We start from the raw sequence: 24,049 nt of genomic DNA, 5'->3' as shown, positions 1-24,049 counted from the left end.
CTCTGTGGGAGCGAGCTTGCTCGCGATAGCGATGTGTCAGTTACATCAACGGTGAATGACATACCGCCATCGCGAGCAAGCTCGCTCTCACAGGATCCGTGCCAAAAAGCATCCATAGAGTGTTGTTCACTATTGTTCATTGTCAATCGCGCGACTGTTCAATTGTTCAGTCACAACTGTTCATTTGTGTTCAGCTACGAACCACGGTTTGCGTGGCTTTCAGTGAATTCGACGGTAAATCAACAGCTTGCCGTTTCTGGCACGAATGTCGCTCTACAGGACAGGTCGCTTGACTCCAATAATAAAAAGGCCGAGCAATGTCACTCACCCTGGAGCACGTCAGCCGTACCGTCGAGGGCCAGACCTGGATCGACGATGCGAGCCTGAAATTCGAACCTGGATCCTTTAACGTTTTGCTCGGACGTACGCTGTCCGGCAAAACCAGTCTGATGCGCCTGATGGCCGGTCTGGACAAGCCCGACAGCGGCCGCATCCTGATGAACGGCGTCGACGTTACTCAGCGCCCGGTGCGTTTGCGCAACGTGTCGATGGTCTATCAGCAATTCATCAATTACCCGACCATGACGGTGTTCGAGAACATTGCCTCGCCGTTGCGCCAGGCCGGGATCTCCAACGAGCTGATCCAGAGCAAGGTGCAGGAAACCGCGAAGATGCTGCGCATCGAGAAGTTTCTGAAGCGCTATCCGCTGGAACTGTCCGGCGGCCAGCAGCAGCGCACCGCCATGGCGCGAGCGCTGGTCAAGGATGCCGAGCTGATCCTGTTCGATGAGCCGCTGGTCAACCTCGACTACAAATTGCGCGAAGAGCTGCGCCAGGAGATGCGCGAGCTGTTCAAGGCGCGCCATACCATCGCCATCTACGCCACCACCGAACCCAACGAAGCGCTGGCGCTGGGCGGCACCACTACCATTCTTCACGAAGGTCGGGTGATCCAGAGCGGCCCTTCGACCGAGGTCTATCACCAGCCGAAAACCGTGCTGGCGGCCGAATTGTTCTCCGAGCCACCGATCAACCTGATGCCGGGACGTATCGCCGGCAACGAAGTGAGCTTCGCCAACTTCGTACACTTTCCGTTGAACGTCGATCTGCGGCCGGTGGGCGAGGGCGAGTACCGTTTTGGCGTGCGCCCGAGCCACATCTCGCTGGTACCGAGCAACGATGACGACCTGGAACTGGCGGTGACCGTCGAGGTGGCGGAGATCAGCGGTTCGGAAACCTTCCTGCACGTGCGCAACGAGCATTTCCTGCTGGTGCTGCATCTGCCGGGTGTTCACGAATACGACGTCGATGCGCCGATCCGCATCTATATCCCGACCCATAAACTGTTTGTGTTCGATGCGCAGGGCCGGCTGGTGCAGGCACCGGGCCGGCGTGTCGCGAGGGTTGCCTGATGGCCGAAATCCGTTTGCAGCACCTCGCCCACAGCTACAGCAAAACCCCGAGCGGGCCCGAGGATTACGCGATCCGCGAGATGGACCACATCTGGGAGCAGGGCGGCGCGTATGCCTTGCTCGGCCCTTCGGGCTGCGGCAAATCGACCTTGCTCAACATCATTTCCGGTTTGCTCAGCCCGTCCCAGGGGCATGTGTTGTTCGACGGCAAAGCGGTCAACGACCTGACCCCGGAGAAGCGCAACATCGCTCAGGTTTTTCAGTTTCCGGTGGTGTACGACACCATGACCGTGTTCGACAACCTGGCCTTTCCCTTGAGAAATCAGGGCCTGGCCGAGGCGAAAGTACACAGCAAGGTGCAGGAAATCGCCGAAGTCCTCGATCTGCAAAACCTGTTGAGCAAAAAGGCGCGCAACCTCACCGCCGACGAAAAACAGAAAGTCTCCATGGGCCGTGGCCTGGTGCGCGACGACGTGTCGGCGATCCTCTTCGACGAGCCGCTGACGGTGATCGACCCGCACCTGAAATGGAAACTGCGGCGCAAGCTCAAGCAGATCCACGAGCAGTTCAACATCACCATGGTCTACGTCACCCACGATCAGCTGGAGGCGTCGACCTTCGCCGACAAGATTGCGGTGATGTACGGCGGGCAGATCGTCCAGTTCGGTACGCCACGGGAATTGTTCGAGCGGCCGAGCCACACCTTTGTCGGCTACTTCATCGGCAGCCCGGGGATGAATCTGATTGAGGTACAGCCGCAACCGGGCGGTGTCGGTTTCAACTCGACCCATCTGCCGTTGTCCGACGCCTTGCAGCGCCATATCGAACACTGCCAGTGGAAAAATCTGAAGGTCGGCATCCGCCCCGAGTTCATCCATGTGTGGGACGAGCCGTTTGATGACGCGATGCAGGCACGGGTCGTACACGTCGAAGACCTCGGCACCTACAAGATCATGACCCTGGACCTGGACGGCGCCCCGCTGAAGGTGCGTCTGGCCGAAGACAAACCGGTGCCGCAGGGCACGGCTTACATCAGTTTTCCGGCGCAGTGGCTGATGGTCTATGCCGACGAGTTTCTGCTGGATGCCACCGACAGCGAGGTACAGCCATGAACAAGGTGCAAAACAACAAGGCCTGGTGGCTGGTGTTGCCGGTGTTCCTGCTGGTGGCCTTCAGTGCCGTCATTCCGATGATGACCGTGGTCAACTATTCGGTGCAGGACATCTTCGACCAGTCCAGCCGCTACTTCGTGGGCGCCGACTGGTACAAGCAGGTGCTGCTCGATCCGCGTCTGCACGACTCGTTGTTGCGTCAGTTCATCTACTCGGCGTGCGTGCTGCTGATCGAAATCCCGCTCGGCATCGCCATCGCGCTGACCATGCCGACCAAGGGGCGCTGGTCGTCAGTGGTGCTGATCGTGCTGGCGATTCCGCTGCTGATTCCGTGGAACGTGGTCGGCACCATCTGGCAGATTTTCGGCCGCGCCGACATCGGCCTGCTCGGGTCGAGCCTCAACGCCATGGGCATCAGCTATAACTATGCCGCCAACACCATGGACGCCTGGGTCACCGTGCTGGTGATGGACGTGTGGCACTGGACTTCGCTGGTGGCGCTGTTGTGTTTCTCCGGGCTGCGGGCGATTCCCGATGTGTACTACCAGGCTGCGCGTATCGACCGGGCCTCGGCCTGGGCCGTATTCCGGCACATTCAGTTGCCCAAGTTGAAGAGTGTGCTGCTGATCGCGGTGATGCTGCGCTTCATGGACAGCTTCATGATCTACACCGAGCCGTTCGTGCTCACCGGCGGCGGGCCGGGTAACTCGACGACCTTCCTGAGTCAGACCCTGACCCAGATGGCCGTAGGCCAATTCGACCTGGGGCCGGCGGCGGCATTCTCGCTGGTGTACTTCCTGATCATCCTGCTGGTGTCCTGGCTGTTCTACACCGCCATGACCCACAACGATGCCAACCGCTGAGGCCCGGCCATGAGCAAAAGAAAGCTGATTCCCCTGCTGCTCTACATCCTGTTCCTGCTGGTGCCGATCTACTGGCTGCTGAACATGTCGTTCAAGAGCAACACCGAAATCCTCGGCGGACTGACCCTTTTCCCACAGGATTTCACGCTGGCGAACTACAAGGTGATCTTCACCGACCCGAGCTGGTACACCGGGTATATCAACTCGCTGTACTACGTCAGTCTGAACACGATCATTTCTCTGACCGTGGCACTGCCGGCGGCCTATGCGTTTTCGCGTTATCGCTTTCTCGGCGACAAGCACCTGTTCTTCTGGCTGCTGACCAACCGCATGGCGCCACCGGCGGTGTTCCTGCTGCCGTTCTTCCAGCTGTATTCGTCGATCGGCCTGTTCGACACCCACATAGCCGTGGCGCTGGCGCACTGCCTGTTCAACGTGCCGCTGGCGGTGTGGATCCTCGAAGGCTTCATGTCCGGGGTGCCGAAGGAAATAGACGAAACCGCCTACATCGACGGCTACAGCTTTCCCAAGTTCTTCGTGAAGATCTTCATCCCGCTGATCGGCTCCGGCATCGGTGTGACGGCGTTTTTCTGCTTCATGTTTTCCTGGGTCGAACTGTTGCTGGCGCGCACGCTGACCTCGGTCAACGCCAAACCGATCGCAGCGGTGATGACGCGCACGGTGTCGGCGTCCGGCATTGACTGGGGTGTACTGGCGGCGGCGGGGGTGTTGACTATTCTCCCCGGCATGCTGGTGATCTGGTTCGTTCGCAACCACGTGGCCAAGGGCTTTGCCCTGGGCCGGGTCTGAGGAACTGATGATGGAATGGATGAGCTGGACCGTCCCGACGGCGGCGTTTTTCATCGTGATTGGTTTGATCCTGGTGGGCATGACCACCTGGGAACTGCGCTCGCCGAGCATCTTGCGGCGAGGGTTTCTGCCGATTGCCACCACCCGTGGCGATCGCTTGTTCATTGGTCTTCTCGGCAGCGCCTACCTGCATTTGCTGGTAATTGGCGTGACCGACTGGAGCATCTGGGTAGCGTCCGCGTTGTCCCTGGTGTGGCTGTTGGCTGTGATGCGTTGGGGCTAGTCGAATCGCTCGGCAATTTTGCTCCGAAAACCTAACAGGAGGTCTCTATGTTCGATAAGAAAAATAAGCTGCGACATAGCATTTCATTGGCAGCCATGCTGGCACTCAGCGGTTTGAGCGCGTCCGCCTGGGCCGACGCCTACGAAGATGCCGCAAAAAAATGGATCGGCAGCGAGTTCAAGCCGTCGACCCTGACAGCCGAGCAGCAGCTCGAAGAACTGAAGTGGTTCATCAAGGCGGCCGAGCCGTTTCGCGGGATGGACATCAAGGTCGTCTCGGAAACCCTGACCACCCACGAATATGAATCCAAGGTACTGGCCAAGGCCTTCAGCGAAATCACCGGCATCAAGCTGACCCACGACCTGTTGCAGGAAGGCGACGTCGTGGAAAAAATGCAGACCGTCATGCAGTCGGACAAGAACATCTACGACGGCTGGGTCAACGACTCGGATCTGATCGGTACGCACTTTCGCTACGGCAAGACCGAGTCGATCACCGACCTGATGGCCAACGAAGGCAAGAACTTCACCTCGCCGACCCTCGACATCAAGGACTTCATCGGCATCTCCTTTACCACCGCGCCGGACGGCAAGATCTACCAATTGCCCGACCAGCAGTTCGCCAACCTGTACTGGTTCCGCGCCGACTGGTTCGAACGCCCCGACCTGAAAGCCAAGTTCAAGGAAAAGTACGGCTATGAACTGGGCGTGCCGGTGAACTGGTCGGCCTATGAAGACATCGCCAAGTTCTTCAGCGAAGACGTCAAGGAAATCGACGGCAAGCGCATTTACGGACACATGGACTACGGCAAGAAAGATCCGTCCCTGGGCTGGCGCTTCACCGATGCCTGGTTCTCCATGGCCGGTGGCGGCGACAAGGGCATTCCCAACGGCTTGCCAGTGGACGAGTGGGGGATTCGTGTCGAGGATTGCCATCCGGTCGGTTCCAGCGTGACCCGTGGCGGCGACACCAACGGCCCGGCCGCGGTGTTCGCCACCACCAAATACGTCGACTGGCTGAAGAAGTACGCGCCACCGGAAGCGGCGGGCATGACCTTCTCCGAGTCCGGCCCGGTGCCGTCCCAGGGCAACATCGCCCAGCAGATCTTCTGGTACACCGCGTTCACCGCCGACATGACCAAACCGGGCCTGCCGGTGGTCAACGCCGACGGCACGCCGAAATGGCGCATGGCGCCGTCGCCACGCGGGCCTTACTGGGAAGAGGGGATGAAACTCGGTTATCAGGACGTGGGTTCCTGGACCTTCATGAAATCCACGCCTGAGAAGCAGAAACTCGCAGCCTGGCTGTACGCGCAGTTCGTGACCTCGAAAACCGTGTCGCTGAAGAAAACCATCGTCGGCCTGACGCCGATCCGCGAGTCGGACATCAACTCGCAAGCGATGACCGATCTGGCGCCGAAACTCGGTGGTCTGGTCGAGTTCTACCGCAGCCCGGCCCGGGTGCAATGGACGCCGACCGGCACCAACGTGCCGGACTATCCACGCCTGGCGCAACTGTGGTGGAGCCACATCGCCGAAGCCGCCAGCGGCGAGAAGACCCCGCAACAGGCCCTCGATGGTCTGGCCAAGGATCAGGACGCGATCATGACTCGCCTGGAACGCTCCAAGGCCCAGGCGGTGTGCGCACCGAAAATGAACCCCGAGCGCGACGCGCAATACTGGTTCGACCAGCCGGGCGCACCAAAACCGAAACTGGCCAACGAGAAACCAAAAGGCGAAACCGTGAGCTACAACGAACTGCTCAAGTCGTGGGAGGCGGCACGCAAGTAAGCGCTTTTGCAGGACGGAACGGCACCTTCGGGTGCCGTTTTTTTTAGCCTTCGATTTCACGTTTCACCGCCCGGCGCACCGCTTTGAGTGTGGCGTTTTCAAAAGCGTTGTGCCCGGTGTGCAGCAGTCGGCAGTGGATGTTCATGCGTTGCCTGAGCCAGCGCACGCTGGCCATGCCATGGGTGTCGCGAATGCCCTGGATCAGCTGGGTGTTGTCATCGAGAGTCAGATCTTCATCCTCTGGCGTGAAGCCGTAGTTCTGCAGGTGGTAATGCAGTTCGAGGCGGATGGCGAGCACCGCTTCCTGATCGACAAAGCGCTCCAGGGTGTCGGGGCAGATCGTCTGCCCTGTGCGACGTAGAACAGCGTTCAACCATTCGATGGCGGCGCGGTGTTGCTGCGATGGGCGGCCTTCGCCGAGTATCCGGTAGATGTCCCTGGCGCGTTGGCCGGACGATGATTCTGGCGATTGCCTCAGCCCGTCATTGAGCGCCTGATCGTAAGCCCGGACATTGGCGGCAAACGGCACGAATACCGAAACCAGCGTGGTTTTCAGCAGGTGCTGCGGGTAACGCTGCTGGTACTGAATCGCCAGCCAACTGCCCCATGACACTCCCAACACACTGATTCTTTCGAAGCCGAAATGCTGGCGCAGGGCATCGATGTCTTCGACACACAACCCGGTGGTGTTGTACTGCAGCTCGCCGTAGGGCGTCGAGCGCCCGCAACCTCGTTGGTCAAACAGGATGATGTCGAACCGGCCCAGGTCGAAAAACTGCAGATGGTGACGACTGATACGTCCGCCGGGGCCGCCATGGAGGAAAAACACCGGTTCGTGTCCCGGAACACCATGGCGTTCCCAATAGAGCCGATGTCCGTCACCAGTCGGGTAATAACCTCGGCTGTGCAGGGAAAAGGTCATGACGCGTGAACCGTCAGACGATAAAACTGGAACAGCTCGACTTGCCCCGGCCGGGCCGCGACGCTGGATTCAAGTTTCAGGTGGTGGATGGAGGCAAGCCAGGTGACCGGGATCAGCACCGGGGTGTGACCGAAAACGAGGATCGTGCCGCCGGGCTTGACGCAGCGGATCAGCGACTCGAATGCGGTTTGCGCCTCTCGGCGGGTCAAGACTTCGGCGTTGAGGAAACGCAGGATCAAGACATCGCAGCGAATCCCGGTATCGAAGGCCTCACTCGCCTCCAGCACGTCGAACTCGACGGATGTTCCGCTGTGCCATCGCCTGGCATGTTCGATCATCGAGGCCGAGCGGTCACTGCCCAGGCAAAGACAATCGGGCAGGGCGCGGGCGAGATGGGCGATGAACGCGCCCGTTGAACAAGCCGGGTCGTAAACCAGTGCGCCTTTTTCAGTGATGGCCTGGAGCAGCCCGGCGCAGTATTCGCGCAGGTGGTGCTCGTCAGTGTTCAGCTGTTCGGCCAGTGATTCGTTGCCTTGCCAGAACTCTGCCGGGCAGACCGCTTCCCGGCCCGCCTCATCCAGCAGTGGAAAGGGAACCAGGATCTCGCTGTCAGCCTGATGCAATGCATGTTCGAAGACCTGCGTTTTCTCCGCGGGGGAGGCCGTTCGATAGCCGATCGACAAACCGTCATCCCCCCACAATGAATGCAGATGCGGGCCAAACAACATGCCGGGTTTGAGCACGCTGCTGGCCTGCCAGCGAAAATGCCGGTCACGTTGCAGGAGCTTGCGGCCGACCCAGAGCTCATCGCTCACCCGCAGGAAAAAAACCTGATGCAGTCCGCTGCCTCGCGGTTCGAGGAAGTGGCCAACAGCGCCGTTCTCATTGAGATGAAGGCGCATGGATCGGGCCAATGTCAGTTCCCGGGTGCGATCGAGTCGGTTCATGGGGCTCGCCTCTCCAGCGTACGGCCCCGGGCTTGCGGGATGACGACGTTGCCGCTGGAAACCACGAAGAAGCGCTCAAGGCCGGGGATCACCACGTTGAGCAGGGTGGTGTCGAGCTCGGTTCGTTGCAGGACGGCTGTACCCAGCGTACGGCCATGAATCCGCAGGTCTTGAGTCAGCAAGTACAGCTGGTTTTCCACTGACAGGTTTTTAGCGCAATCCGGCAGTCTCACCTCGTGTTGAACGCAGCGATGCAGCAGCGTCTGCGTATCGAACTGCGCGCAGCGCAGCAGGCGCGGGAAGGGTCGCAGGTTGCGTAACGCATTGGCCAGCGTCTGGCAGTATTCGGGTTCGGCGGCATTCAGTTGCAATTGCACCAGTTCAGTGAGCGCCCGCCATGCCGCGTGGCGCGGGTCGAGAGAGCTACCGCTGCCAAACACCTGTGGGTGAACGCCCGGCCTGGTCGTGAAGGCCAGAAAGGTCCGTACCTTGAATTCGGTGCTGATATCCACCAGGATGATCTCGCCGTCGATTTCCTGTTCGGCATCGGCCCACAGACGTCCGAGTGGGTCGCTTTCATTGAGACGCGCTACCCGTCGCAGCGGCGGATGGTTCTGGTAATAAAAATGATCGAGCAGAAACAACGACACGGCATCGCGCTCGATGCATTCGTTGGCGGCGTGCAGCATCGCTTCGTTGTAAGTGGCGCCAATCGCGGTGCCGCTGTTGCTGGCGTAGCGCCGCACGGCGCGGTAGTCCGCCATGCCCGGTGACGAGGGCAAACGTGAACCGTTCGGCGAAGTCAGCGCAACCGGATAGGAAAACCGGTCATGCCACGGCGGACAGACATAAGTCCGGCAGGCGATGCGCACGTTTTGCTGGCAGGTGAGCCTGTGCAGAAGCGAGTCATCGGCAAACATCGGCGCATCTTTGAAATAACCTTCTGTCTCGTGGTGAACATCGGAGGTACAGAGCTCATCGGTCCAGTAGTGTTCGAGTGCTTCATAAAGCGCACCCAGGTGTGCCTGATCGGCATAGCCTTTGCCGCAGCCACGGGCATGACGGTTGTCGCTGCCCTGCAGACTTGCGTGAACCGCAACGACTTTGCTGCCGAGGGTGCGGGTGTGCGGCGTGAGGCCCAGGCGTGAAAGTTCGGTATGAATACGCCGTTCTGCCTGATCGGCCGTGAGCTTACGCTCGGCCAACGTTGTCTTGTCCATGATTCCCTTCCTGGAAAGCCTGCGAGGGCGCAAGGCCCTCGCAGGTTCTGTCACTCGGCGTTCAGCTCTGCCTGTTCTTCCTCGGTCAGTTGCAGTGCTTCGATCTGCTCTGCCGAGGGCGCTTCCTGCTCTTCAAGTTCGTCGATGTGGTTGGCATTCCAGTTGCCCATATAGCCCATGATGTCGCTCCTAAGTTGTTGGGGGAGTGTGCTGTTGCAAGCACGAGCCGAATCTAAAAGCGCGGTGAGGGCGGGTCAAAAATGTCCAGACGTTTCCAGCAGCGGGTTTCAGCGGTGTCGAAATACGTACTGATAAAACGTGAATTGACGCCGGGCGGACGTGTTTCTGAGAGGGGTAGCCCTGCGTGGGAGCGGGCGAACCAGGCGAAAGGAATCAGCTGTCTCAGGTGTTCTATCTGTTGTCGCTGTCAGACGTTTCAGCGCAGGGGGGGAGGCAAATTCTTACTGAAGGATTTACGAGGCTGTATGCAGCACTTGTGCGGCGATTTTTCCCATGGAGTTTGAGAAAAAACCGCACAAATCGGCTTGGGGGTCAGTGCCGTTCCCGGTTCATCGCGGGAAACAGAGTTGCGGCCGTCACCGGTGTCACCGTGGACGTCCCGACGACCACTACCAGAGCGGCATCGATATTTTTGTGTTGTTGACCATTAATCGCTCCTGAGTCCGGCAGACGGGAACGTGCTTCGGCGTGGGTTTTATTGTTCGACGGGCAAGGGCCCGCCGGCAGGGTCGCCGAAAGGGGAGGGTGTAGAAAATGGAAATCCCGCAAAAACAGAAACGGCACCCGAAGGTGCCGTTTCTGTTCGTAGCCGACTATCGCTGAGCGATCAGCCCGCCAGGCCCGATTGCTGAACCAGTGTCAGCAATGGTTGCGGGTAGACGCCGAGGAAGAACGCGACAACGGCGATCGCCAGCAGCATCACGCCGCCTGCTTTCTGTTCCCAGTGCAGCTGGGCGTCGTGGCGGCGCAGGTTCGGTTCGATCAGGTACAGGGTCACCATCACGCGCAGGTAGTAGAACACACCGATTGCGCTGCCCAGTACCAGCGAACCTACCAGCCACCATTGGTGCGACTCGACACCGGTAGCGATGATGTAGAACTTGCCGATGAAGCCTGCGGTCAGCGGGATACCGGCCAGGGACAGCATCATCACGGTCAGTACGGCGGTCAGGTACGGACGGCGCCAGAACAGGCCGCGGTACTCGTACAGCGCATCTGCGTCACGGCCGTTGTACGGCGAGGACATCAGGGTGATCACGCCGAACGCGCCGAGGCTGGTGATCACGTAGGTGACCAGGTACACGCCGATGGCTTCCACCGCCAGACCCTTGCTCGCCACCAGTGCGATCAGCAGGTAGCCGAAGTGCGCGATGGAGGAGTAACCGAGCAGACGCTTGAGGTTGCTCTGGGTCAGGGCCAGCAGGTTACCGAACAGGATCGAGGCGATGGCGATGATGGTCAGCACGTTGCTCAGTACGCCACTGCTTGCGGCAGGGGAGATCTGGAACAGGCGAACCATGACCGCGAACACAGCCACTTTCGACGCGGTGGCGAGGAACGCGGCCACCGGCGCCGGAGCACCTTCGTACACGTCCGGCGTCCACAGGTGGAACGGTACCAGCGACAGTTTGAACGCCAGACCGATCAGCATCATGCCCAGACCCAGTTGCGCCAGCGAGCTTGGCAGGCCGGTTGCGGCCAGTGCCTGACCGATGCCGACGAAGCTCAGCGAACCCGAGTCTGCGTACAGCAGCGCCATACCGAACAGCAGGAACGCGGAACCGGCGGCCGACAGCACCATGTACTTGATGCCGGCTTCCAGCGAACGCTTGTTGAAGAAGGCGTAGGCCACCAGACCGTAGACCGGCACCGACAGCAGTTCCAGACCGATGAACAAGCCGGCCAGGTGCTGCGCGCTGACCAGAACCAGACCACCGGCGGCGGCCATCAGGATCAGCAGGTACAGTTCTTCACGGTTGCCCGGGTAACCCGAACCGCCATCGCCGAGATAGGCGTGGGCGAGGGTGACGCAAGCGAGGGTGGCGACCAGGATCAGCGCCATGTACAGGCAGGCAAAAGTGTCGATCTGCAGCAATGGAGTCACGGCCAGAGGCGCGACTTTCAGGGCCGGCAGGATCGACAGCAAGGCCAGGTTCAGACCCGCCACCGAAATCAGGAAGGTCTGCGAGTGGTTGCGGCGCCAGGCGATTGCCAGCATCACCACGATAATGGTGAGGCTGGTGATCAACAGTGGCGCTAGCGCAATAAAGTGTTGAATCGTGAATTCCATAGCGCTCTTACCGGGCCGAAGCGAGTTGAGTGAAGGCGGTGCCGAGCCACTGCTGCACGCCATGCATCGTGGCGGCAGAGGTGTCGAGGAACGGTTGCGGGTAGACGCCGAGGTAGACCAGCAGCACCGCAAGGCCCAGCACCATGATCAGTTCGCGAGCGTCCATGCCGTGCAGGATCGAATCCGATTTGGACGGACCGAAGTAGGCACGGTGGATCATGATCAGCGAGTAGACCGAACCGAACACCAGACCGGAGGTGGCAATTGCGGTGATCCATGGCGCGCTGGCGAAGGTACCGATCAGGATCAGGAACTCGCCGACGAAGTTACCGGTGCCCGGCAGACCCAGCGAAGCGGCTGCGAAGAACAGGCTGATCGCCGGCAGGTATGCGATACGCGACCACAGACCGCCCATCTCACGCATGTCGCGAGTGTGCAGGCGCTCGTACAGCTGACCGCTGAGGATAAACAGCGCGGCTGCCGACAGACCGTGGGCCAGCATCTGGACCACGGCGCCTTGCAGCGCCAGTTGGCTGCCGGAGTAGATGCCGATCAGTACGAAGCCCATGTGGGAAACGGACGAAAAGGCGATCAGACGCTTGATGTCGGTTTGTGCGAAAGCGAGGAAAGCACCATAGAAGATCCCGATCAGACCGAGGGTCATGGCGATCGGCGCGAACTCGGCCGAGGCGTTCGGGAACAGCGGCAGTGCGAAACGCAGCAGACCGTAGGCCGCGGTTTTCAGCAGGATACCGGCGAGGTCGACGGAACCTGCAGTCGGTGCCTGGGCGTGAGCGTCAGGCAGCCAGGAGTGGAACGGGACCACTGGCAGCTTGACCGCGAAGGCGATGAAGAAGCCGAGCATCAGGATGTACTCGGTGGTCATCGACATCTTGGTCTTCAACAGATCGGCGTAGTTGAAGGTGATCACGCCGGTGCTGTTGTAGTTGACCAGGACCAGACCCAGGATCGCCACCAGCATGATCAGGCCGGAAGCCTGAGTGAAGATGAAGAACTTGGTCGCGGCGTAGATACGGGTTTTCTTGCCGTCCGAAGAACTGTGACCCCAGAGCGCGATGAGGAAGTACATCGGCACCAGCATCATTTCCCAGAAGAAGAAGAACATGAACAGGTCGAGGGCGAGGAACACGCCGACGACGCCGCCCAGGATCCACATCAGGTTCAGGTGGAAGAAGCCAACGTGACGCTGGATCTCTTTCCACGAGCAGAGTACCGACAGGATGCCCAGCAGACCGGTCAGCAGGATCATCAGCAGCGACAGACCGTCGAGGGCCAGGTGCACGTTGATGCCGAAGCGCTGGATCCAGACATGCTTGAACTCAAGCGCCCAGGTCGGATCGGCGCCAGGCGCCGGAGCAAATGAATAGTCACCGTGGGCCCACAGCCAGAGGCCGAGGGCGAGTTCCAGGGTCATGGTCAACAGCGCAATCCAGCGGGGGAGGGTAGCGCCGAAGCGCTCACCCATCCAGCACAGCAGGCCGCCGATGAAGGGGATCAGGATTAGCCAAGGCAGAATCATGACGGGCTCGTTTCCTTTCGCAAATTCGCAAGGTTCATATCAGACCGCTACCAGCACGACAGCACCGATGACCAACACGGCACCAGTAGCCATCGAAGCAGCGTACCAACGCAGTTGACCGGTTTCGGTACGGCTCAGGGCAGTGTGACCACCCTTGGCCATGCGCGGGATCAGACCGATGGTCTGGTCGAGCGGGTCTTTGCGCAGCATGTGGCTGATCGCAAGGTACGGCTTGACGAACAGTTTGTCGTAGATCCAGTCGAAGCCCCAGGCAGCGAACCACCAGGCCGAAAGGAGACGGCCGATGCCGCTGTTGGCGATCGCGGTCACGAAGCGACGCTTGCCAAGGAACAGCAGGGCCGCCAGCAGGATACCGGCCAGGGCGATGGCGCCCGAGGCGATTTCCAGGCTGTGCTTGGCTTCGCCACCGGCATGGCCAACGCTCTCGGGCAGTACGCCGTGCAGCGGTGGAACGATCATGGCGCCGACGAAGGTCGACAGCACGATCAGCACCGACAGCGGCAGCCAGTGAGCGATGCCGTGACCGGCGTGGGCTTCGGTCTTGGCTTCACCGTGGAACGCGATGAAGATCAGGCGGAAGGTGTACAGCGACGTCATGAATGCGCCGACCAGACCTGCATAGAGCAGACCGTGGTTGCCGCTGGCGAACGCTTCCCAGAGGATTTCGTCCTTGGAGTAGAAACCTGCGGTCACCAGCGGCAGGGCGGCCAGGGCGGCACCACCGACGATGAAGCTGGCGTAGGCCAGCGGCAGTTTCTTCCACAGGCCGCCCATCTTGAAGATGTTCTGCTCGTGGTGGCAGGCAACGATCACCGCACCGGAGGCAAGGAACAGCAGGGCCTTGAAGAAGGCGTGGGTCATCAGGTGGAAGATCGCGCCTTCCCAGGCGCCAACGCCCAGCGCCAGGAACATGTAGCCGATCTGGCTCATGGTCGAGTAGGCGAGGATACGTTTGATGTCGGTTTGCACCAGCGCGGCGAAACCGGCCAGTACCAGGGTCACACCACCGACGATGCCGACCAGGTGCAGGATATCCGGCGCCAGGGCGAACAGACCGTGGGTACGGGCGATCAGGTAGACACCCGCAGTCACCATGGTTGCAGCGTGGATCAGTGCCGAAACCGGGGTAGGACCGGCCATCGCGTCCGCAAGCCAGGTCTGCAGCGGCAGTTGAGCCGACTTACCGACTGCACCACCCAGCAGCATCAGGGTCGCCAGCACGATCCAGAAATCGCCGACCTTGAAGTGCTCAGGCGCCTTCACCAGCAGTTCCTGGACGTTCAGCGTGCCCAGTTGCTGGAACAGGATGAACAGGCCGATCGCCATGAACACGTCGCCGATGCGGGTGACGATGAAGGCTTTGAGTGCGGCGTTACCGTTGTTGCGGTTGCTGTAGTAGAAACCGATCAACAGGTACGAGCACAGGCCCACGCCTTCCCAACCGAAGTAGATGAACAGCAGGTTATCGCCCAGGATCAGGAACAGCATGCTGGCGATAAACAGGTTGGTGTACGAGAAGAAGCGCGAGTAACCGTCTTCGCCACGCATGTACCAGGAGGCAAACAGGTGGATCAGGAAGCCGACACCGACGACCACACCGAGCATGGTCACGGACAGACCATCCAGGTACAGCGCAAAGTCAGGCTGGAAACCTTCCACCGATATCCAGCGCCACAGCACCTGGGTGTAGACGCCACCTTCCGGTGGAGCGACGTTGAACTGCCAGATCACGTAAGCCGCGACGATGGCAGACAGGCCGATGGAGCCGACACCGATCAGCGCCGACAGGTTTTCCGAGAAGCGGCCGCGCGAGAACGACAGCAACAGGAACCCGATCAGAGGGAATACGAAAGTCAGAAAGAGTAGGTTCATCCGCGCATCTCACTGGCAGCGTCGATATCGAGCGTGTGGAAGCGGCGATACAGTTGCAGCAGGATCGCCAGGCCAATACTGGCTTCGGCGGCTGCAAGGCTGATCACCAGGATGAACATGATCTGTCCATCCGGTTGCGCCCAGCGGGCGCCCGCGACGATGAAGGCCAGTGCAGAGGCGTTCATCATCACTTCCAGACTCATCAACACGAACAAAATGTTGCGGCGGACCATCAGGCCGACCAGACCAAGGCAGAACAGGATGCCGGCAACGGCCAGGCCATGCTCCATAGGTATAGAACCGAGAGGGATAACAGGCATGTTCTACTCCTTAGCCTCATTACGGCCCAAATGGAACGCCGTGACGGCTGCAGCGAGCAGCAGCATCGAGGCGAGTTCGACCACCAGCAGGTACGGACCGAACAGGCTGATGCCCACGGCTTTCGCGTCAACGGTGGTTTGACCGATGGCCTGACCGCTCTGGTGAGCGAACAGCACATACAGCAGTTCGGCCAGCAGCAGGGCGGCGAGAATCACCGGTCCTGCCCAGATGCCGGGCTTGAGCCAGGTGCGTTCCTGCTGAACCGAGGCCGGGCCAAGGTTCAGCATCATCACCACGAACACGAACAGCACCATGATGGCGCCGGCGTAGGCGATCACTTCCAGCACGCCGGCGAACGGTGCGCCGAGGGCGAAGAAGGTCATGGCCACGGAGATCAGCGAAATGATCAGGTAGAGCAGGGCGTGCACAGGATTGGTGTTGGTGACCACACGCAGTGTGGACACAACAGCGATACCCGATGCGAAATAGAAAGCGAATTCCATCGTTCTTCCTTAAGGCAGCAAGCTCTTCACGTTGATCGGCTCGGCTTCGTTTTGTGCGGCGCCTTTCGGCTTGCCCGCAACGGCCATACCTGCAACACGATAGAAGTTGTAATCAGGGTTTTTGCCGGGGCCGGAGATCAGCAGATCTTCTTTCTCGTACACAAGGTCCTGACGTTTGAACTCGGCCATTTCGAAATCCGGGGTCAACTGGATCGCGGTGGTCGGGCAGGCTTCCTCGCAGAGACCGCAGAAAATGCAGCGCGAGAAGTTGATACGGAAGAAGTCCGGGTACCAGCGACCGTCTTCGGTTTCAGCTTTCTGCAGCGAGATGCAACCCACCGGGCATGCCACGGCGCACAGGTTGCAGGCTACGCAGCGTTCTTCGCCATCGGGGTCGCGGGTCAGGACGATGCGGCCACGGTAGCGTGGCGGCAGGTAGACCGGCTCTTCCGGGTATTGCAGGGTGTCGCGCTTGCGAAAGCCATGGCCGAAGATCATGACCAGGCTGCGCAACTGGGTACCGGTACCCTTAACGATGTCGCCAATATATTTGAACATGGGTCAAATCCTCACTGAACCGCAACCGCAGGCGTGTTCCACAACACGATTGCAGCGGTCACCAGCAAATTGATCAGGGTCAGTGGCAGGCAGAATTTCCAGCTGAAATCCATCACCTGGTCATAACGCGGACGCGGGATGGAAGCGCGCAGCAGAATGAACAGCATGATGAAGAACGCAGTCTTCAGTGCGAACCAGACGAAGGACAGTTGCGGCAGGATGCCGAACGGACCGTGCCAGCCACCGAAGAACAGGGTGACCAGCAGCGCCGAGATCAGGATGATGCCGATGTATTCACCGACGAAGAACATGCCCCATTTCATACCGGCGTATTCAATGTGGTAACCGTCGGCCAGTTCCTGTTCCGCTTCCGGCTGGTCGAACGGGTGACGGTGAGTCACGGCCACGCCAGCGATGAAGAAGGTACAGAAGCCGAAGAACTGCGGAATGATGAACCACAGGTTCTGCGCCTGGTACTCGACGATGTCGCGCATGTTGAACGAGCCGACCTGCACCACGATGCCCATCAGGGCCAGGCCCATGAACACTTCGTAGGACACGGTCTGCGCCGAGGCACGCAAGCTGCCGAGCAGGGCGAACTTGTTGTTACTCGACCAGCCGGCGAACAGCACCGCGTAGACCGAAAGACCGGCCATGGCGAAGAAGAACAGCAGGCCGATGTTCAGATCCGCCACGCCCCAGGTCGGGGTGATCGGGATGATCGCGAAAGCGATCAGCAGGGCGGACATGGCCACCACCGGTGCCAGGGTGAAGATCACCTTGTCGGCAAACGGCGGGGTCCAGTCTTCCTTGAAGAACATCTTCAGCATGTCGGCTGCGATCTGGAACATGCCGAACGGGCCGACACGGTTCGGACCGTAACGGTCCTGCCACCAGCCCAGCAGGCGACGCTCGACAAAGCTGAGCAACGCGCCTGCGACCACCACGGCCAGCAGGATCACGATGGCTTTGATGACCGTCAGGATCACATCGATCACTTCAGGGGTGAACCAGGTCATTGCGCTGCCTCCTGCAGACCATCAACGGATACGCCGGCGAATGCCGGTGGAATGCCGGCGATGCCCGCAGGCAATGCCACTAGACCTGCGCCCAGTTCTTCATTGATGCGCAGCGGCAGACGCAGGGTCTGGCCGGCAACATTGAGGCTCAGCAGTGCGCCGTCGTTGACGCCCAGGCGATCCGCTTCGGACTTGGCCAGAGCAACGTAAGCCGCCGGAATGCGTTCCTGAACCGGAGCAGCCTTCGAAGAGGTTTCTTCGCTGCCGAACAGGTGGAAGAACGGCACGGCTTGCCAGGTGCCCGGCGCCGGGTTGAACGCACGTGGCGCAGCGGCAAACCAGTTCAGCGAATCACCGGTGCTTTCGATCAGGCGGGTGCCCGGATCGCCAGCGCGCAGGTGACCACCGACTTCGTCCTGGAACTTGTTCCAGGCTTGCGGCGAGTTCCAGCCCGGCGACCATGCAAAAGGAACCTGCTGACGCGGTTCGGCGGAGCCCGAGTAACCTTCCATCGAGAAGGCGAACGCGGTGTCCTTGTCTTGCGGGGTGCGTGGTTCGTGAACGCTGATGTCGGCGCGCATTGCGGTGCGACCGGAATAACGCAGCGGCTCACGCGCCAGTTTCAGACCCTTGATGCGGAACGAGGCGGACGGCGCGGCGTCGACGATTCGGGCCAGTTGCGGGGTGCTCGAAGCAACCGCAGCGGTGACGTGGTCGAGTTGCGTCCAGTCGATCGGCTGGTTCAGCAGCGTCGAGCGCAGGGCGTGCAGCCAGCGCCAGCCTTCGTGGACCAGAATGCTCGCGTCCATGTATTGCGGGTCGAAAACCTGGAAGAAGCGCTGGGCGCGACCTTCCTGGCTGACCAGCGTACCGTCGCCTTCAGCGAAGCTGGCGGCTGGCAGAACCAGGTGCGCGCGATCGCTGGTGGCGGTCTTCTGATGGTCGGCAACGATCACTACTTTCGCAGCGTTGAGTGCCGCATCGACCTTGGCTTTGGCAGTGCGGGTGTACAGATCGTTTTCCAGCACGACGATGGCGTCGGCCTTGCCGTCGATCACAGCTTGCAGCGCGGCATCAACCGATTCGCCACCGAGCATGGCCAGGCCGAGGCTGTTGGCTTCCGGCACGATCAGGCTGATCGAACCGTTCTTCTCACGCAGCTTCAGGACCTTGGCGATGTTCGCCGCAGCTTCGATCAGGGCTTTGGAGCCCAGCGAAGTACCGGCGATGATCAGCGGACGCTTGGCAGCGAGCAGGGCATCGGCGATGCGCTTGGCCAGTTCCAGGGCTTCGGCGTCCAGACCTTCAACGGCAGGCGCGCTGGCGTCCAGGGCGTGGGCCACGGCGAAACCGAGGCGGGCCAGATCGTCCGGAGCGGCGTGTACACACTCTTCGGCGATGTCGTCGAGCTTGGTTTCAGCCAGGCTGGCGATGAACAGCGGGTTCAGCTCGTGCTGACCGATGTTCTTCACCGCGGCGTCGAGCCAAGGCTGGACGCGCATGGCTTCGGCCATGTCTTCGGCCTTGCCTTTGACCGACTGACGCAGGGCCAGGGCCATGCGGGCGGCAGTTTGGGTCAGGTCTTCACCGAGGACGAACACGGCGTCGTGGTCTTCGATGTCGCGCATGTTTGGCACGGGCAGCGGGCTGTCTTTCAGCACTTGCAGGACCAGACGGATGCGCTCCAGCTCGGAGGCTTCGATACCGGAATAGAAGTGCTCGGCGCCGACCAGTTCACGCAACGCGTAGTTGCTTTCGAGGCTGGCACGCGGCGAACCGATACCGACGATGTTGCGACCGCGCAGCAGGTCGGCGGCTTTGTCCAGCGCAGCATCCAGCCCAAGCTTGGTACCGTCGGCCAGCATTGGCTGACGTGGACGGTCGGCGCGGTTGACGTAGCCATAACCGAAACGGCCACGGTCGCACAGGAAGTACTGGTTCACCGAACCGTTGTAACGGTTTTCGATGCGACGCAGTTCGCCGTAACGCTCGCCCGGGGAGATGTTGCAACCGCTCGAGCAGCCATGGCAGATGCTCGGCGAGAACTGCATGTCCCACTTGCGGTTGTAGCGCTCGGAGTGAGTCTTGTCGGTGAACACACCGGTCGGGCAGACCTCGGTGAGGTTGCCGGAGAACTCGCTTTCCAGCGTGCCGTCTTCAACGCGACCGAAATACACGTTGTCGTGGGCGCCGTACACACCGAGGTCGGTGCCGCCGGCGTAGTCCTTGTAGAAACGCACACAGCGGTAGCAGGCGATGCAACGGTTCATTTCGTGGGAAATGAACGGGCCCAGATCCTGGTTCTGGTGGGTGCGCTTGGTGAAGCGATAACGGCGCTCGTTGTGGCCGGTCATCACCGTCATGTCTTGCAGGTGGCAGTGACCGCCTTCCTCGCACACAGGGCAGTCGTGCGGGTGGTTGGTCATCAGCCATTCAACGACACTGGCGCGGAACGCCTTGGATTCTTCATCGTCGATGGAGATCCAGGTGTTGTCGGTGGCAGGGGTCATGCAGGACATGACGATGCGACCACGGGTGTCGTTCTCGTCGGTGTACTGCTTGACCGCGCACTGGCGGCACGCCCCGACGCTTCCAAGCGCGGGGTGCCAGCAGAAATAAGGGATGTCGAGGCCCAGCGACAGACATGCCTGTAACAGGTTGTCTGCCCCGTCGACTTCGAGCGCTTTGCCGTCTACGTGGATAGTGGCCATGGTTCAAAGGTCTTCGTTGGCCCGGTGTCAGCGGGCGTGGCTAATGGAATCTTGTTATCCGTCCGAATCCAGTCAGCCCCGAAAGGCGTCATCGGACGAAAGGCGAAGGGCACGGACCCTTCGCCTTTTAAGCGTTTACGCGCCGACTGTGATCGGCTTCGCCAGAGGCGGGACGGCGGCGCTTGCAGGCGCGATACCGGCTTCGAACTCTGGACGGAAGTATTTGATGGCACTGCCCAACGGCTCCACGGCACCCGGTGCGTGAGCACAGAAGGTCTTGCCCGGGCCGAGGAAGTTGACCAGACCCAGCAGGGTCTCGATGTCGCCTGGCTGGCCGCGGCCTTGCTCGATGGCCATCAGCAGCTTGACGCTCCATGGCAGGCCATCACGGCAAGGGGTGCAGAAACCGCAGGATTCGCGAGCGAAGAACTGCTCCATGTTGCGCAGCAGGGACACCATGTTGACGCTGTCGTCCACCGCCATGGCCAGGCCGGTACCCATACGGGTGCCCACCTTGGCGATGCCGCCGGCGTACATTTGTGCGTCGAGGTGTTCCGGCAACAGGAAACCGGTACCGGCGCCGCCTGGCTGCCAGGCCTTGAGCTTGTAACCGTCGCGCATGCCGCCGGCGTAGTCTTCGAACAGCTCGCGACCGGTCACGCCGAATGGCAGTTCCCACAGGCCCGGGTTCTTGACCTTGCCGGAGAAGCCCATGAGCTTGGTGCCCATGTCTTCACTGCCGTCGCGGGCCAACGATTTGTACCAGTCCACGCCGTCGGCAATGATCGCCGGCACGTTGCACAGGGTTTCAACGTTGTTCACGCAGGTCGGCTTGCCCCACACGCCAACGGCGGCAGGGAAGGGCGGCTTGGAGCGCGGGTTGGCGCGGCGGCCTTCGAGGGAGTTGATCAGTGCGGTTTCTTCACCGCAGATGTAACGCCCGGCGCCGGTGTGGACGAACAGTTCGAAATCGAAGCCGCTGCCCAGAATGTTCTTGCCCAGCAGGCCCGCTGCCTTGGCTTCTTCCACGGCACGGTTCAGGTGCTTGGCGGCGGTGGTGTACTCGCCACGCAGGAAGATGTAGCCACGATAGGTTTTCAGCGCGCGGGCGCTGATCAGCATGCCCTCGATCAGCAGATGAGGCAGTTGCTCCATCAGCATGCGGTCTTTCCAGGTGTTCGGCTCCATTTCATCCGCGTTGCACAGCAGGTAGCGGATGTTGATGGATTCGTCCTTGGGCATCAGGCCCCACTTCACGCCAGTGGGGAAGCCTGCACCACCACGACCCTTGAGACCGGCGTCCTTCACGGTCTGGACGATGTCGTCCGGTCCCATGTCGGCGAAGGCCTTGCGTGCAGCGGCGTAACCGTTCTTGGCCTGGTACTCGTCGAGCCATACGGCTTCGCCGTCGTCACGCAGGCGCCAGGTCAGCGGGTGAGTCTCGGCCGAACGCTGAATGCGGTTGGCCGGGCCGAAAGAAGTCAGGGTCATACGTAGCCCTCGAGCAGTTTGGCGACGCCGGCAGGCTGGACATCGCCAAAGGTGTCGTCATCGATCATCAGCGCCGGTGCCTTGTCGCAGTTGCCGAGGCAGCAGACCGGCAGCAGGGTGAAGCGACCGTCGGCGGTGGTCTGACCCAGGCCGATACCCAGGTTGTTCTGGATTTCGCTGACCACCGACTCGTGGCCACCGATGTAGCAGACCATGCTGTCGCAGACGCGAATGATGTGACGGCCGACCGGCTGACGGAAGATCTGGCTGTAGAACGTGGCGACGCCTTCAACGTCGCTGGCCGGGATGCCGAGGATCTCGCCGATGGCGTACAGAGCGCCGTCCGGCACCCAGCCGCGTTCCTTCTGGACGATCTTCAGGGCTTCGATCGACGCCGCGCGCGGGTCTTCGTAGTGATGCAGCTCGTGCTCGATGGCCGAGCGCTCGGTTTCACTCAGGGTGAAACGGTCTGTCTGGATAAGCGTGCTGTTCATGCTTAGCGGTCCACGTCGGCCATAACGAAGTCGATACTACCCAGGTACGCAATCAGGTCCGCGACCATGCTGCCTTTGATCACCGAAGGGATCTGCTGCAGGTGGGCGAAGCTCGGAGTACGGATCCGGGTACGGTAGCTCATGGTGCCGCCGTCGCTCGTCAGGTAATAACTGTTGATGCCCTTGGTCGCTTCGATCATCTGGAAGGATTCGTTGGCCGGCATGACCGGGCCCCACGAAACTTGCAGGAAGTGCGTGATCAAGGTTTCGATGTGCTGCAGCGTGCGCTCTTTCGGCGGCGGCGTGGTCAGCGGGTGATCCGCCTTGTACGGGCCTTCCGGCATGTTGCGCAGGCACTGGTCGATGATCCTGACGCTCTGGCGCATCTCTTCGACGCGAACCATGCAGCGGTCGTAGGCATCACCGTTGGCGGCCAGCGGCACTTCGAACTCGAAGTTCTCGTAGCCGGAGTAAGGACGCGCCTTACGCAGGTCGAAGTCGCAACCGGTGGAACGCAGGCCGGCACCGGTGACGCCCCATTCCAGGGCCTCTTTGGTGTTGTACTGGGCAACGCCGATGGTACGACCCTTGAGGATGCTGTTCTGCAGGGCGGCCTTGGTGTATTCGTCGAGGCGCTTCGGCAGCCATTCAACGAAGTCTTTCACCAGTTTGTCCCAGCCGCGCGGCAGGTCGTGGGCGACGCCACCGATGCGGTACCAGGCCGGGTGCAGACGGAAACCGGTGATGGCTTCAATCACCGTGTACGCCTTCTGACGGTCGGTGAAGGTGAAGAACACCGGAGTCATGGCGCCGACGTCCTGGATGTAGGTACCCAGGAACAGCAGGTGGCTGGTGATCCGGAAGAACTCGGCCATCATGATGCGGATGACGTCGACCTTCTCCGGCACCTTGATGCCGGCCAGTTTCTCGACCGAGAGCACGTACGGCAGGTTGTTCATCACGCCGCCGAGGTAGTCGATACGGTCGGTGTACGGAATGAAACTGTGCCAGGACTGACGCTCGGCCATCTTTTCGGCGCCACGGTGGTGGTAACCGATGTCCGGAACGCAATCGACGATTTCTTCACCGTCCAGTTGCAGGATGATGCGGAACGCACCGTGAGCCGAAGGGTGGTTCGGCCCCAGGTTGAGGAACATATAGTCCTCGTTCGGGCCGGAACGCTTCATGCCCCAGTCTTCAGGACGGAAGCGCGCGGCTTCTTCCTCAAGCTGTTGCTTGGCCAGGTTCAGGCTGAACGGGTCGAATTCGGTGGCGCGCGCCGGGAAGTCCTTGCGCAGCGGGTGACCTTCCCAGGTCGGCGGCATCATGATGCGCGACAGGTGCGGGTGACCTTTGAAGTCGATGCCGTACATGTCCCAGACTTCACGCTCGTACCAGTTGGCGTTCGGCCAGATGCTGGTGACGGTCGGCAAGCTGAGGTCGCTCTCGGACAAGGCGACCTTGATCATCACGTCACTATTACGTTCCAGCGACATGAGGTGATAGAACACGGTGAAATCGGCACCGCCCGGCAGCCCTTGACGCTTGGTGCGCAGACGCTCGTCCACGCCGTGCAGGTCATAAAGCATGACGTACGGCTTGGGCAGGTTGCGCAGGAAAGTCAGGACTTCGACGAGTTTGGCGCGCGCGACCCACAGCACCGGCATGCCGGTGCGGGTCGGCTGAGCGGTGAACGCTTCGGCGCCAAAACGGTTGTTCAGTTCGACGACCACATCCTGGTCGTCTGCCTTATAAGGCGGGATGTACAGAGCACTGCCTGTAGTCATGGTTATTTTTTCGCTTTCGGTCAACGTAAAGAATGAAGCCAGCTTCTCGTTTCTTTGAAACA

General features: G+C 60.7%; 21 protein-coding genes. 6 read left to right on the top strand and 15 right to left on the bottom strand.

All coding sequences use genetic code 11. The features are described 5' to 3' along the window. The first annotated feature begins 317 nt into the window (after positions 1-317). From I5961_RS17685 to I5961_RS17660, 6 genes are read left to right on the top strand one after another with little or no spacing between them, the layout of a single operon-like run. Positions 318-1,412: an ABC transporter ATP-binding protein gene (locus I5961_RS17685; RefSeq protein ID WP_085703248.1), complete on the top strand. Its 1,095-nt coding sequence runs from the start codon at positions 318-320 to the stop codon at positions 1,410-1,412. After that, complete coding sequence (locus tag I5961_RS17680; RefSeq protein WP_085703247.1) at positions 1,412-2,524, top strand: ABC transporter ATP-binding protein; 1,113 nt, start codon at positions 1,412-1,414, stop codon at positions 2,522-2,524. Before I5961_RS17685 ends, I5961_RS17680 begins: the two co-directional genes overlap by 1 nt. Continuing rightward, positions 2,521-3,387 carry a carbohydrate ABC transporter permease gene (locus I5961_RS17675; protein ID WP_007951487.1) on the top strand — a complete coding sequence of 289 codons (867 nt, stop codon included), beginning with the start codon at positions 2,521-2,523 and terminating at the stop codon, positions 3,385-3,387. Before I5961_RS17680 ends, I5961_RS17675 begins: the two co-directional genes overlap by 4 nt. A gap of 9 nt (positions 3,388-3,396) precedes the next feature. Continuing rightward, the gene (locus tag I5961_RS17670; RefSeq protein ID WP_007951486.1) at positions 3,397-4,197 is read left to right on the top strand and encodes a carbohydrate ABC transporter permease; all 801 of its coding nucleotides are present in this window, start codon (positions 3,397-3,399) and stop codon (positions 4,195-4,197) included. Between the two features lie 10 nt (positions 4,198-4,207). Next, entirely contained in the window at positions 4,208-4,480 is a 273-nt protein-coding gene (locus I5961_RS17665; RefSeq protein WP_039767461.1) for a DUF2160 domain-containing protein, read from the top strand. A gap of 47 nt (positions 4,481-4,527) precedes the next feature. Then, positions 4,528-6,270 carry an ABC transporter substrate-binding protein gene (locus tag I5961_RS17660; protein WP_085703246.1) on the top strand — a complete coding sequence of 581 codons (1,743 nt, stop codon included), beginning with the start codon at positions 4,528-4,530 and terminating at the stop codon, positions 6,268-6,270. Between the two features lie 43 nt (positions 6,271-6,313). Here I5961_RS17660 and I5961_RS17655 read toward each other — a convergent pair whose 3' ends face one another. From I5961_RS17655 to nuoC, 15 genes are all read right to left on the bottom strand, one after another. Next, complete coding sequence (locus tag I5961_RS17655; protein ID WP_085703245.1) at positions 6,314-7,192, bottom strand: alpha/beta fold hydrolase; 879 nt, start codon at positions 7,190-7,192, stop codon at positions 6,314-6,316. Next, positions 7,189-8,106, bottom strand: a complete 918-nt coding sequence (locus tag I5961_RS17650) for a class I SAM-dependent methyltransferase (protein WP_227232940.1) — start codon at positions 8,104-8,106, stop codon at positions 7,189-7,191. Before I5961_RS17650 ends, I5961_RS17655 begins: the two co-directional genes overlap by 4 nt. A 29-nt stretch (positions 8,107-8,135) precedes the next feature. Further along, positions 8,136-9,359, bottom strand: a complete 1,224-nt coding sequence (locus I5961_RS17645) for a YcaO-like family protein (protein ID WP_227232939.1) — start codon at positions 9,357-9,359, stop codon at positions 8,136-8,138. A 50-nt stretch (positions 9,360-9,409) separates the two neighbouring features. Further along, positions 9,410-9,538 carry a hypothetical protein gene (locus I5961_RS28665; RefSeq protein ID WP_256574697.1) on the bottom strand — a complete coding sequence of 43 codons (129 nt, stop codon included), beginning with the start codon at positions 9,536-9,538 and terminating at the stop codon, positions 9,410-9,412. A 668-nt stretch (positions 9,539-10,206) separates the two neighbouring features. Next, positions 10,207-11,670 (bottom strand): NADH-quinone oxidoreductase subunit NuoN, encoded by a 1,464-nt coding sequence (gene nuoN, locus I5961_RS17640; RefSeq protein WP_011334964.1) that lies wholly within the window; start codon positions 11,668-11,670, stop codon positions 10,207-10,209. Positions 11,671-11,677: 7 nt separating this feature from the next. Continuing rightward, positions 11,678-13,210, bottom strand: coding sequence for an NADH-quinone oxidoreductase subunit M (gene nuoM / locus I5961_RS17635; RefSeq protein ID WP_085699097.1), 1,533 nt, complete (start codon positions 13,208-13,210; stop codon positions 11,678-11,680). 39 nt (positions 13,211-13,249) lie between these two features. Beyond that, a complete protein-coding gene (gene nuoL / locus I5961_RS17630) occupies positions 13,250-15,103 on the bottom strand; it encodes an NADH-quinone oxidoreductase subunit L (RefSeq protein ID WP_085703242.1) in 1,854 nt (617 codons plus the stop codon). Further along, complete coding sequence (gene nuoK, locus I5961_RS17625; protein WP_085699101.1) at positions 15,100-15,423, bottom strand: NADH-quinone oxidoreductase subunit NuoK; 324 nt, start codon at positions 15,421-15,423, stop codon at positions 15,100-15,102. Before nuoK ends, nuoL begins: the two co-directional genes overlap by 4 nt. A gap of 3 nt (positions 15,424-15,426) precedes the next feature. Then, positions 15,427-15,927, bottom strand: coding sequence for an NADH-quinone oxidoreductase subunit J (gene nuoJ / locus I5961_RS17620; RefSeq protein ID WP_085690004.1), 501 nt, complete (start codon positions 15,925-15,927; stop codon positions 15,427-15,429). A 9-nt stretch (positions 15,928-15,936) separates the two neighbouring features. Continuing rightward, positions 15,937-16,485, bottom strand: a complete 549-nt coding sequence (gene nuoI / locus I5961_RS17615; RefSeq protein ID WP_085690002.1) for an NADH-quinone oxidoreductase subunit NuoI — start codon at positions 16,483-16,485, stop codon at positions 15,937-15,939. A gap of 11 nt (positions 16,486-16,496) precedes the next feature. Then, a complete protein-coding gene (gene nuoH, locus I5961_RS17610) occupies positions 16,497-17,504 on the bottom strand; it encodes an NADH-quinone oxidoreductase subunit NuoH (protein ID WP_007951460.1) in 1,008 nt (335 codons plus the stop codon). Beyond that, positions 17,501-20,215, bottom strand: coding sequence for an NADH-quinone oxidoreductase subunit NuoG (gene nuoG / locus I5961_RS17605; RefSeq protein WP_227232938.1), 2,715 nt, complete (start codon positions 20,213-20,215; stop codon positions 17,501-17,503). The genes nuoH and nuoG overlap by 4 nt, the downstream gene beginning before the upstream one ends. A gap of 135 nt (positions 20,216-20,350) precedes the next feature. Beyond that, positions 20,351-21,706, bottom strand: a complete 1,356-nt coding sequence (gene nuoF / locus I5961_RS17600; RefSeq protein ID WP_085699105.1) for an NADH-quinone oxidoreductase subunit NuoF — start codon at positions 21,704-21,706, stop codon at positions 20,351-20,353. Beyond that, a complete protein-coding gene (gene nuoE / locus I5961_RS17595) occupies positions 21,703-22,200 on the bottom strand; it encodes an NADH-quinone oxidoreductase subunit NuoE (protein ID WP_003223804.1) in 498 nt (165 codons plus the stop codon). Before nuoE ends, nuoF begins: the two co-directional genes overlap by 4 nt. A gap of 2 nt (positions 22,201-22,202) precedes the next feature. Continuing rightward, on the bottom strand, positions 22,203-23,987 hold the full coding sequence (gene nuoC / locus I5961_RS17590; protein WP_085699107.1) for an NADH-quinone oxidoreductase subunit C/D: 1,785 nt from the start codon (positions 23,985-23,987) through the stop codon (positions 22,203-22,205). Between the last annotated feature and the right edge of the window lie 62 nt (positions 23,988-24,049).

Source organism: Pseudomonas sp. IAC-BECa141 (genome assembly GCF_020544405.1).
Lineage (GTDB): Bacteria > Pseudomonadota > Gammaproteobacteria > Pseudomonadales > Pseudomonadaceae > Aquipseudomonas.
The sequence above is the reverse complement of the archived record's forward strand: the minus strand, read 5'-3'. Positions and strand labels throughout refer to the sequence as shown.